Here is a 10899-nt window from a genome sequence, read left to right on the forward strand (position 1 = left end):
GGGGCCGGGCGGCCGGGCGGCCGGCGGAAGCTGTGGCTCCCGCGCAGTGGGCGCCCGGCGGCGAGTTGTGCGCATGTCGGCGCCGATGTTCGGATAGTTCTGCCGGGTGACAGGGAGCGGTCCGGCACTTACGTTGAGTACATGCTCTCGACGCTCCTGGTCATCGGTGGTGTGCTGGTCGGCCTCCTCGTGCTGCTGGCCGTGATCGTGAGCCTCAGTGCCCGCCCCGCCACCACCACCCGGAGCGCCGGCACCGCCCCCCGCTCCCCCGGCTGGGTCGCCGACGCCGGCCGGCCGCACCCCGACGCGTGGTCGCCCCTCACCTCCACGACGACCAGCGAGATCCCCGCGATCCGCTGATCCCAGGACCCGGGGTCCCGGCGGCTGCGACGGCGCGCCGCCGGGACCCGACGGCCGCAGCGGTCAGCCGGCCGCCATCAGCTCCGCGGCCCGCTCCCCGACCAGCACGGCGGTCAACGCCGGCCCACGCGACGGGACGGCGGGCAGCACGGACGTGTCGGCCACGCGCAGCCCGTCGACACCCCGCACCCGCAGCCGCTGGTCCACGACCGCGAGCGGATCGCCCTCCGGCCCCATCGGCGCCGACCCGCTGAGGTGGACGGCCGTGGTCAGCCGGCCGTGGATCCAGCGGTCCAGCGCGGCGTCGTCGGCGAGCACCGCCTCCCCCGGGTCGGCTCCGGGACGCCCGACCTCGGCGAGCGCCGCGGTGCGCATCAGCCGGGCGGCCAGCCGGACCCCTGCCCGCATCCGCTCCCGGTCGACCGGCTCGGCCAGGTGCCGGTAGTCCACGACCGGGGGCCGGGCCGGATCGGCCCCGTCGAGCGCCAGCCGGCCGCGCCCCTCGGGGCGCTGCAGCGACACCCCGAACTCCACTCCCGACCCGGCCGGAGCGGGCTCGCCGGCCATCACCTGGGCGAACGGCGCCAGCCAGGGCAGCACCTCCAGGTCGCCGGGCCCCGCCCCGTCCCCGGACCGGGCGTGCAGGACGCCGTGCAGGGGCGCCTGCCCGACCCCCGCGGTCACCCCGTCGCCGGGCTGGAAGGGCAGGTAGACCAGCGGGTGGTCCGAGCACCGGGTCCCCACCCCGGGGGCGTCGACCAGCACCTCGACACCGGCTGCCCGCAGCGCCGCGGCCGGGCCGATGCCGGAGAGCAGCAGCAGGTGCGGTGAGCCGACCGCGCCGGCGCTCAGCACCACCTCCCCGGCCCGGACGTCGCCGGCCGTGGTGCGCACGCCCACGGCCCGGCCGCCCGCCACCAGGACGCGCAGCACCCGCACGCCGCCGCGCACGGTCAGCCGGGAATGCCCGCGGCGCGGCGCCAGGTACGCGTCGGCCGTGCTGATCCGGACCCCGTCGACGACGTTGCGCGGCAGCGGCCCGTGACCCGGCGGTCCCCCGCCGTTCTTGTCCGTCTCGACCGGGAACCCCAGCTCGCCGGCCGCGGAGCCGAACGCCGCGGCCAGCGGCGGCCCGGCCGCCGGTCGCCGCACCGGCATCGGGCCGTCGGCGCCGTGCAGCCCGGAGGGGCCGAAGTCCAGGTCGCTCTCCAGCCGCCGCAGCGCCGGGAGCAGCCGGCCCCAGCCCCACAGGTCGTTGCCCGCCGCGGCCCATCCGTCGGCGTCGGCCGGCGTGGGCCGCACGAAGTACCCGGCGTTCACCGCGCTGGAGCCGCCCACCACCCGACCCCGCGGCACGGAGATGCGCCGCCCGCCCGGCAGCAGGCCGGGCAGGTCCCAGTTCGCGGGGTGCCCGGGCACCGCCGCTTTCAGGCTCGTGGCGTCCCGCAGGTCGCCGGGGACCTCCCGGTGGTCCGCGCCGGCCTCGAGGAGCAGCACCCGCCGGCCGGCGTCGGCCAGCCGCGCGGCCAGCGGGCAGCCCGCCGTCCCCGCGCCGACCACCACGACGTCCCAGTGCTCAGCCACCGGGAAGCCCGAGCACCCCCGGCAGGTCGAGCCGCAGGACCTTGCCGGTGGAGGTGCGGGGCAGGTCGGGGAGCCGGTGCAGCGACTTGGGCCGCTTCGCCGGTGCCAGGCGCTCCCGCGCCCAGGCGGTCAGCTCGGCGGCGTCGGCCCCGCCCACGAAGGCGGCCACGACCCGCTGGCCCCAGTCGGCGTCGGGCACCCCGAACACCGCGCTCTCCACCACGTCCGGATGGGCGTCGAGGACCGCCTCCACCTCGGCCGGGTAGACGTTCACCCCGCCGGAGATGACCAGGTCCTCCCGGCGGCCGTCGAGCCAGACCACGCCGTCGTCGTCGACCCGCCCGAGGTCCCCCACCGTGACCAGGTCCCCGCGCCACGCCGCCACCGTCTTCTCGGGAGCGCGCCAGTACTCGAACCGGGCCCAGCGGGGCACCGCGCACCACAGCTGGCCGCGCTCGTCGGTCTCCAGCCGCCGGCCGGGGCGGGCCCGGCCGACGCTGCCGGGGTGCGCCAGCCAGTCCTCGGGCGAGCAGACGGTGAACTGGGCCTCGGTGGACCCGTAGAACTCCCACACGCTGCCTTCGGGCAGCGCCGCCAGGACCGCCCGCTTCAGCGGCGCGGGGCACGGCGCCCCGGCGTGCACCAGCCGGCGGAACGAGGACCAGTCGATGTCGTCGCGGGCGAGCAGCCGCTGCAGGTGCGTGGGCACGCAGAACGCCGTCGTCGGGCGGAGGCCGGAGATCGTCTCCGCGGCGCGGGTGGCGTCGAACGGCCCGGGCAGCAGCACCTCGCCGCCGGCCAGCAGGGTGTGCGCCGCGAACCGGAGCGGGGCGCTGTGGTGCAGCGGCGAGAGCACCAGGTGCCGGTCGGCGGGGCCGAAGCCCCACAGCTCGATCTCCTCCCGGGCCAGCGCCCGGGCGTCGTCCTCGTCCAACACCCCGGACCACACGCCCTTGCGGCGCCCGGTGGTGCCCGACGTGTAGTGCATCGGCCGGGCCAAGGGCACCGGCGCGAGGTCGGTCTCCGCCTCTCCCAGGAGGCGGGCGGGGTCCCCGCCGACGTCGAGGGCGGCGTCGGCGTCGGCGGCCAGCTCGGCGCGCTCCCCGCCGGGCAGCGCGGGATCCAGGACCACCGGCACGATGCCGGCGCGCAGCGCGCCCAGGACGACCGCGAGCAGCGCCGGCGAGGCGGCGGCCGACACCAGCAGCCGGTCCCCCGGGCCCAGGCCGGCGGCGGCCAGGCCCGCGGCGGCGCGCCGCTGGTCGCGGGCGCTCTCCGCGGCGGTCACGAGCGCGACGCCGGTCATGCCGCCCGCACCCGGCCGTCGGCGCCGAGCTCGACCCGCCCCTCGGCGGCCAGCTTGTCGAGAGTGGCGCGGGTCGACTGCGCCGCGGCCGGCCACACCGCGCGCGACACCTCCGCGTAGACGACCGCGACCAGCTCGTCGACGCTGCCCGCGCCGCCGGCCAGCGCGTCGAGCAGCTGCTGCTCCCGGTGGGCGCGGTGGGCGAGGTAGAAGTCGAGCACCGCGCCGGGGTCGTCGGTCAGCTCCGGGCCGTGCCCGCAGTAGAGGGCGCTGGGGCCCAGGTCGTGGACCCGCCGCAGCGACTCGAGGTAGGCCACCACGTCGCCCTCGGGATGGGTGACCACCGACGTGCCGCGGCCCAGCACGTGGTCGCCCACGAGGACCGCGCCGGACTCCAGCCGGAAGGCCAGGTGGTCGGCGGTGTGCCCGGGTGTGGGGACGACGTCGATCGACGTGCCGGCCAGCCGCAGCCGCTCCCCGGGCTCCAGGACCCGGCCGCCGGGGCCGGCGACGTCCGGCGCGGCCGCCGCGACCGGGGCGGCGAACCGGGCTCCCCAGGGCAGCGCGGCGTCGGCGTGGTCGCCGTGGTGGTGGGTGACCAGGACGGCGACGCACCGCGCGCCGCGGGCGGCGAGCGCCTCCTCGACCGCGGCCAGGTGAGCGGGCTCGTCCGGGCCCGGGTCGACGACCACCGCCCGCCCGCTGCCCGGCTCCCCGACGACGTAGGTGTTGGTGCCGTCGAGGGTCATCGGCGAGGGGTTGGACGCGAGCACCCGGGTGACCAGGGGCTCCAGCGGGGCGGTGCGCGGCAGGGCGCCGGGCGCGGGCAGGCCCCAGGAGTTCCGGGGATCGGTCGGGACGGCCACGACGGGCACGCTAGCCGCGCCGCCCCCGGGATGCGCACCCGGCGACTACCCTCCGGCACATGCGCCGATCGCTGCTCCGCTCCGGGGTCCTCCCCGCTGCCGCCGTCCTCGTCCTCCTCGCCGGCTGCGGCGGCTCCGACGACGAGGCGTCCACCGCCGCGCCGGAGGAGACCTCCGCCAGCGAGACCACCGCCAGCGAGACCACCGAGAGCGAGGAGCCCACGGGCTCGGAGTTCTGCACCGAGGCGGCGAGCATCCAGGAACGGATCAACGGCAGCGCCGCCGCGGCCGGTGACCCCAGCCAGCTCCCGCAGATCTTCCGCGAGGCGGCCGAGGAGATCCGCGCCATCGAGGCGCCCTCGGAGCTGGAGCAGGACTGGGGCGCGCTCGCCGACGGCGCCGAGCAGTTCGCCACGACGCTCGAGGACGTCGACCTCACCGACCCCAACGCCCTGGCCACCCTGCAGGAGCAGCTGGCCCCGCTGGAGCAGCAGCTCACCAGCGCGTCGACGAACGTGCAGAACTACCTGGTCGAGGAGTGCGACATGGAGATGCCCGCCGAGGAGAGCGCGCCCGCGACCTGAGCCCCGCCGTCCCGCTCGTGGCGGCCCACCGGGGGCCGCCACGAGGGCGGGGCAGAGGGCCCGCGGTCAGCCGCCGCAGCCGCCGACGCGCACGCCCCGCGCGTTGAGCCACGGCACCGGGTCGACCTGACCGCCGTACATCCGCCCGTTCGGGTGCACCTCGAAGTGCAGGTGCGGGCCGGTGGACTGCCCGCGGTTGCCCACCTCCGCGATCTGCTCCCCCGCCGAGACGCGCTCGCCGGCGGAGACGAAGTAGCGGTGCACGTGGCCGTACACGGTGACCGCGCCGTCGTCCCCCTCGATGTAGACGGCGTAGCCGAAGCCGGTGGCCGTGCCGGCCCGGCGCACGACCCCGCTGGTGGCCGCGTAGACCGGGGTGCCGATCGGGGCCGCGATGTCCACGCCGCCGTGCAGGGCGCCCCAGCGCATGCCGTAGCAGCTCGAGACCCGGCCCGACGTCGGCTTCACGTAGCCGCGGCCCCCGCCGCCGCCGCCGGCGCTGCCGCCCTGGCTCCCGGTGCCGCCGGAACCGCCGCTCCCGGCCGCGGCGTCGCGCGCGGCGGCGGCCGCGGCCGCGGCCTCGCGGGCGGCCTGCTCGGCCGCGGCCCGCGCGGCGGCCTCCTCGGCGGCCCGCTGGGCCACCCACTCGTCGTAGGCGTTCCGCGCGCCCTGCAGCTCCAGCAGCTGGATCTGCGCGGCCTGCAGCTGCTGCTCGTACTGCGCCTTCTCGGCGGCCACCTGCTCGTAGGCGGACTGGTGGGCGGCCAGCTGGGCGTCGGCGGCCTCCTTCGCCGCCTGCGCCGCGTCCTCCGCGGCGGCGCGCTCGTCGCGCGTGGCGCGGGCGACCGAGTCGGCGTTGGCCTGGCGCACGCGGGCGGTCTCCAGCTCGCCGAGGACGTCGAGCTCGTTGTCGGCGACGTAGTCCAGCAGCGCGGCGCGCTGGATCAGCTCCCCGGGCCCCGCGGAGTCCAGCAGGGCCGCGGAGCTGCTGAGCGCGGAGCCCTGCATGTAGCTGTCCCGGGAGAAGTGCGCGATCCGCGCCTCGGCCGCGGCGACCTGGTCGGCGGCGGCACGCAGCTCGACGGCTGCCTGGTCGGCCGCCTGCTGCGCCAGGAGCAGCTCCTCCTCGGCGATCAGGTAGGCGGTGCCGGCCGCCTCGGCCTGGACGCCGACCCGCTCCAGCTCGGACTCCGCGGCGGCGACGAGCGCCGCGATCCGGCCGACCTCGGCGGCGGCGGCCTGCTGCCGCGCCGTGGCCTCACCGAGCTGGCTGTCGCTCGGGTTGGGCGGCGGCGGCGCAGCTCCCGCGGGAACGGCGGGGACCAGCAGCGCGGCTGCGGTGAGCACGCCGATGACGGCGGTGCGCAGGGCCCGGGCCGGGCGACGCTGGGACATGGGTTCGCTCCCTGGGGAAGAGGGTGGGCGGGGTGTGGCCCGCGAACGGTCCCATCGTCACCGGTGGTCACAAAGGCAACACGCGGCACTCGTGGCACGCCGCAACAAGAACGATGAGTGACCGTCCCGTTGCGATCAGTATGTCGACATCGGCGGCGAGGCATCCGCGCCGGTCAGCTGTCCGGGCGCTCCAGCTCGTGGGCGAGCGCGTCCAGCTCCGCCCCGCCGGCCATCAGGGCGGTCAGCTCCGCGCGGCTGATGTCGGCCTTGGCGAACTCCCCCATGCTCCGCCCCCGGTTCAGCACCAGGAAGCGGTCGCCCACGGGGTGGGCGTGGTGCGGGTTGTGGGTGATGAGCACGACGCCGACCCCGCGGTCCCGGGCCTGCGCCACGTAGCGGAGCACCACCCCGGCCTGCTTGACCCCGAGCGCCGAGGTGGGCTCGTCGAGGATCAGCACCCGGGCACCGAAGTGCACCGCCCGGGCGATCGCGACCGACTGCCGCTCACCGCCGGAGAGGGTGCCCACCGGCTGGTCGGGGTCGCGGATGTCGATGCCCATGGCCGCCAGCTCCCGGCGGGTGACCTCCTTGGCCCGCGCGGCGTCGAACCGGCGGAAGGGGCCCCGGCCGCGGGTGGGCTCGGCCCCCAGGAAGAAGTTCCGCCAGATCGACATCAGCGGGATCATCGCCAGGTCCTGGTAGACGGTGGCGATGCCGGCGTCCAGCGCCTCCCGCGGCGAGCCGAAGTCGGCCGGCCTCCCCTCGAGCAGCACCGAGCCGCGGTCGGTCGGGTGCACCCCGGAGAGGATCTTGATCAGGGTCGACTTGCCGGCGCCGTTGTCGCCGAGGACGCAGGTGACCTCCCCGGCGCGCACGGCCGTGCTGACGCCGTCCAGGGCGATCACCGAGCCGTAGTCCTTGCCGACGTCCCGCAGCTCGAGCAGCGGGGCTGCAGCGCCCCCGCCCACCCCGCCGGTCATCGCCGGGCCGCCTCGGCGGAGCGCCGGACGAACCGGTTGGCCAGGACGGCGAGCAGCAGCATCGCGCCCAGGAAGAAGTAGAACCAGTCGGCGTCCCAGCGCAGGTACGGGATGCCCAGCTGCGTCATGCCGAAGATCAGCGCGCCGAGCGAGGCCCCGATGGCCGAGCCGAAGCCGCCGGTGAGCAGGCAGCCCCCGATCACCGCCGCGACGATGTAGATGAGCTCCTGACCGATGCCGGTGTTGGCCTGCACCGAGGTGAGCCGGACGGCCAGCGTAGTCCCGACGAACCAGGCCGCGGCCGCCGTCGTCATGAACAGCGTGATCGTCGTCCGCCGGGCCGGGACGCCGACGTTGCGGGCGGCCACGTCGTCCCCGCCGGTGGCGAACACCCAGTTGCCGAAGCGGGTGCGCAGCAGCACCCAGCTGCCGACGGCGGTGAACAGCAGCCACCACAGCACCGCGACCCGGACCTCGGCCCCCAGGATCTCCAGGCGGGAGGCGAAGACCCACTCGGCGGCCGCGTAGCCGGGCGCCTCGTCGATGCCGCCGACGGTGACGGTGTCGGTGAACAGCTTCGTCAGCCCCAGGTTCAGCCCCTGGAGCATCAGGAACGTGCCCAGCGTGATGATGAAACTGGGCAGCCCGGTGCGGGTGACCAGCCAGCCGTTGCCGAACCCGATCGCCAGGGCCACCACCAGGGCGACGCCGATGGCCACCCACAGGTTCTGCCGGAACTCGACGGCGACGATGCCGACGGTGAGCGCGGTCGTGCCGGTCATGACGCCGGCGGAGAGGTCGAAGTGCCCGCCGATCATCAGCAGCGCGACCGCGACCGCCATGATCCCCAGCGTCGAGGCCGGGTCGAGCCAGTTGGCGATCCCCCGCGGGGACCGGAACGGCTCCGACTGCGCGGCGAAGAACGCGAACACCGCCACCGCCCCCACCAGCGCGCCGAGCTCCGGCTTCACCAGGAGACGGCGCAGCGGGCCGGCGGCGGTGATCCGCTCGTCGGCCGGCCGCTCCGCCGGGGCGGCGGTCTGCCGGGTGCTCAGCGCGTGCCGGCCGAGGCCAGGTCGGCGATCTCGTCGACGTTACCGGCGTCCACGATCCCGGGACCGGTGAGGACCGGCTGCCCGCCGCCGACGGTGTTCAGGTTCTCGGCGTACAGCTGGAGCATCACGATCGGCAGGTAGCCCTGCTCGTACTGCTGCTGGTCGACGGCGAAGGCGATGGAGCCGTCCTGGATGCCGGCGATGACGTCCTCGTTGAGGTCGAAGGTGGCGATCCGCGCGTCGGAGCCGGCGTCCTGCGCGGCCTCGGCCGCGACCGCGGCCACCGCCGAGTTGAGCGTGAGCACGCCGTCGATCGCGGGGTCGCTCTGCAGGGCGGAGGTGATCGCCGACTGCGCGCCGGGCAGGTCGTTGATGTCGACCTGCAGGGTCTCGAAGGTTCCGCCGAAGCCCTCGGCCGCGCCGGCGCAGCGCTGATCCAGGCCGACGTTGCCGGCCTCGTGGATGACGCACAGGACGCTGCCGGCGCCCTCCTCGGCCAGCCGGGTGCCGGCGCCCTGGCCGGCGATCCGCTCGTCCTGCCCGACGTGGCCGATGGCCCCGAACTCGGTGGCCCGCTCGCCCCCGGAGTTGATCGTGACGACCGGGATGCCGGCCTCCACGGCGCCCTCGATCGAGTCCTGGAGCGCATCGGGGTTGGCCATCGACACCACGATGCCGTCGACGTCCTGGTTCACCGCCGCGTCGATCAGCTGCGCCTGGCGCTGCGGGTCGCCGTCGCTCTGGTAGTCCACCTCGATGCCGAGGTCCTCCCCCGCCGCCTCCGCGCCGTTCTGGACGACGTCCCAGAAGGCGTCGCCGGCAGCGCCGTGGGTGATCACCGAGAAGGTGAGGTCGCCACCGGCGGCGGCCCCGCCGCCCGCGGGCTCGTCGTCCCCACCGCCACCGCCCCCGGTGGTGCAGGACGCGAGGAGCAGGGGCGCGGCCACGGCGAGCGCCAGCAGTCGCTTGGGTGCGGCCATCGAGATCCTCCTGTGCCCGCGGGCCGGCGCCCGCGCATTCGTTGCCCAGGATCATGCCCCCCGCCCTCCGGCGGGATGCGGCGGAGGCACCGGCGTGGCTCCGCGCTCCTCCGACCGGGCGAATCCGCGGCGGCGATCTAGGCTCCGGAGTCGTGGACGTCATGGGATCCGGTCATGAGCAGGTCGTGTTCTGCAGCGATCCCGGATCGGGGCTGCGGGCGATCATCGCCGTCCACTCCACGGCCCTCGGGCCGGCGCTCGGAGGCACGCGCTTCTACCCCTATCCGAGCGAGGACGCCGCGGTCGCCGACGCGCTGCGGCTCTCGGCGGCCATGACGTACAAGAACAGCCTCGCCGGCCTGGACCTCGGCGGCGGCAAGGCCGTGATCATCGGCGATCCGCGCACCGGGAAGACCGAGGCCCTGCTCCGCGCCTACGGCCGGTTCGTCCAGTCCCTGGGCGGCCGTTACCTCACCGCCTGCGACGTCGGCACCACGAATGCCGACCTCGACCTCGTCGCGCGGGAGACCCGCTACGCGCACGGCCGGTCGGAGGCCTACGGCGGGTGCGGGGACTCCTCGGTGCTGACCGCCTACGGCGTCTTCCAGGGCATGCGGGCCGCCGCGCAGCACTGCTGGGGATCGCCCTCGCTCGCCGGCCGCACCGTCGCCGTGGCGGGCGTGGGCAAGGTCGGCTCCTGGCTGGTCGGCCACCTCGCCGACGACGGCGCCGACGTGGTCGTCACCGACGTGGACCCCGAGGCGGTGCGGCGGCTGCAGGCCCGGCACCCGGGGGTGCGCGCCGTCGCCGACACCGCGACCCTGGTGCGGACGCCGCACGACGTCTACGCGCCGTGCGCGCTGGGCGGGGCGCTGGACGAGGAGACGGTCGAAGCGCTGCCGGGGCGCGTGGTCTGCGGCGGGGCCAACAACCAGCTCGCCACGCCGGAGGCCGCCGAACGGCTCCGCGGGCGCGGCATCCTCTACGCCCCCGACTTCCTGGTGAACGCCGGCGGGGTCATCCAGGTGGAGGACGAGCGGCACGGCTTCTCCTTCGAGCGGGCGCAGGCCAAGGCCTCCGGCATCCACGACGTCGCGCTCCGGGTGTTCGCGCTCGCCGACGCCGAGGGCATCTCCCCGGCGGTCGCCGCCGACCGGCTGGCCGAGGAGCGGATCCGTTCGGTCGGCCGGCTGGCCACCATTCGGCTCTGAGCTCCGTGGGTGACCGATGTCACCGCGCCCGCCACGCGACGGGCGGCGGCGCGTCGGTGCACCCCGGTCACCCGGCGGACACGGCCGTGATCAGCATGGATGCGCGGCCCGGCCACGGCGTTCCCACCTGCGGGGATGCCCGCCCCAGCGGCCTCGGCACGCCGCCGGGCAGCGCCACCCCGCCCTCCCGGGGGAGGGGCGTATGCCCGCCGCCGATCCGTGTCGTAGTGTTGTCCGAGACATAGTCACTCAGTCGGGGTCGCCACGCGGGCCGCATCAGCCGCTTGGCTGAGCCTCCGCACTCCGTAACGAGGGGGTCGAGCCGATGGGGCGCGGCCGAGCGAAGGCCAAGCAGACACGCGTGGCCCGTGAGCTCAAGTACAGCTCACCCAACACCGACCTCACCGCGCTGCAGCGCGAGCTGGCCGGCTCGTCATCGACGTACACCGCGCCCAGCGCGGCGGACGACGACGACGAGGACGACGACGAGTACGCCGATCGTTGGGCGGACGACGACACGGACGACGACTGGGCGGCCAGCCGCTGACCGGCGGCTGACTCCCCGTTCCTCCGTCGCA

11 protein-coding genes are annotated in these 10899 nt (G+C 76.2%); 4 read left to right on the plus strand and 7 right to left on the minus strand.

From position 1 onward, the window contains the following. Positions 1 to 141 precede the first annotated feature (141 nt). Positions 142 to 360, plus strand: coding sequence for a hypothetical protein (locus BD833_RS09085; protein ID WP_166532822.1), 219 nt, complete (start codon positions 142 to 144; stop codon positions 358 to 360). A 63-nt stretch (positions 361 to 423) separates the two neighbouring features. Here BD833_RS09085 and mftG read toward each other — a convergent pair whose 3' ends face one another. Genes mftG through BD833_RS09100 form a run of 3 tightly spaced genes read right to left on the minus strand, consistent with a single transcriptional unit; the run spans position 424 to position 4116 of the window. Further along, the gene (mftG, locus tag BD833_RS09090; protein WP_166532823.1) at positions 424 to 1944 is read right to left on the minus strand and encodes a mycofactocin dehydrogenase MftG; all 1521 of its coding nucleotides are present in this window, start codon (positions 1942 to 1944) and stop codon (positions 424 to 426) included. After that, a complete protein-coding gene (locus tag BD833_RS09095; protein ID WP_166532824.1) occupies positions 1937 to 3250 on the minus strand; it encodes a class I adenylate-forming enzyme family protein in 1314 nt (437 codons plus the stop codon). Before BD833_RS09095 ends, mftG begins: the two co-directional genes overlap by 8 nt. Then, complete coding sequence (locus tag BD833_RS09100) at positions 3247 to 4116, minus strand: MBL fold metallo-hydrolase (RefSeq protein WP_166532825.1); 870 nt, start codon at positions 4114 to 4116, stop codon at positions 3247 to 3249. Before BD833_RS09100 ends, BD833_RS09095 begins: the two co-directional genes overlap by 4 nt. A gap of 59 nt (positions 4117 to 4175) precedes the next feature. Between BD833_RS09100 and BD833_RS09105 the strand changes: the two genes are divergently transcribed. Beyond that, complete coding sequence (locus BD833_RS09105; RefSeq protein WP_166532826.1) at positions 4176 to 4700, plus strand: hypothetical protein; 525 nt, start codon at positions 4176 to 4178, stop codon at positions 4698 to 4700. A 66-nt stretch (positions 4701 to 4766) separates the two neighbouring features. Here BD833_RS09105 and BD833_RS09110 read toward each other — a convergent pair whose 3' ends face one another. The 4 genes from BD833_RS09110 to BD833_RS09125 form a co-directional block, all read right to left on the minus strand. Next, positions 4767 to 6095, minus strand: coding sequence for a peptidoglycan DD-metalloendopeptidase family protein (locus BD833_RS09110; protein ID WP_166532827.1), 1329 nt, complete (start codon positions 6093 to 6095; stop codon positions 4767 to 4769). 173 nt (positions 6096 to 6268) lie between these two features. Further along, positions 6269 to 7075, minus strand: a complete 807-nt coding sequence (locus tag BD833_RS09115) for an ATP-binding cassette domain-containing protein (RefSeq protein WP_166532828.1) — start codon at positions 7073 to 7075, stop codon at positions 6269 to 6271. After that, positions 7072 to 8046 carry an ABC transporter permease gene (locus tag BD833_RS09120; protein WP_243737549.1) on the minus strand — a complete coding sequence of 325 codons (975 nt, stop codon included), beginning with the start codon at positions 8044 to 8046 and terminating at the stop codon, positions 7072 to 7074. Before BD833_RS09120 ends, BD833_RS09115 begins: the two co-directional genes overlap by 4 nt. Positions 8047 to 8126: 80 nt before the next feature. Next, positions 8127 to 9110, minus strand: coding sequence for a sugar ABC transporter substrate-binding protein (locus BD833_RS09125; RefSeq protein ID WP_166532829.1), 984 nt, complete (start codon positions 9108 to 9110; stop codon positions 8127 to 8129). 161 nt (positions 9111 to 9271) lie between these two features. Between BD833_RS09125 and BD833_RS09130 the strand changes: the two genes are divergently transcribed. Together BD833_RS09130 and BD833_RS09135 are read left to right on the plus strand one after the other, a co-directional pair. Further along, positions 9272 to 10321 (plus strand): Glu/Leu/Phe/Val family dehydrogenase, encoded by a 1050-nt coding sequence (locus BD833_RS09130; protein ID WP_166533063.1) that lies wholly within the window; start codon positions 9272 to 9274, stop codon positions 10319 to 10321. A gap of 325 nt (positions 10322 to 10646) precedes the next feature. After that, the gene (locus BD833_RS09135) at positions 10647 to 10868 is read left to right on the plus strand and encodes a DUF3073 domain-containing protein (protein WP_166532830.1); all 222 of its coding nucleotides are present in this window, start codon (positions 10647 to 10649) and stop codon (positions 10866 to 10868) included. Positions 10869 to 10899: the final 31 nt, after the last annotated feature.

It is taken from the genome of Blastococcus xanthinilyticus (assembly GCF_008124835.1).
GTDB lineage: Bacteria > Actinomycetota > Actinomycetes > Mycobacteriales > Geodermatophilaceae > Blastococcus > Blastococcus xanthinilyticus.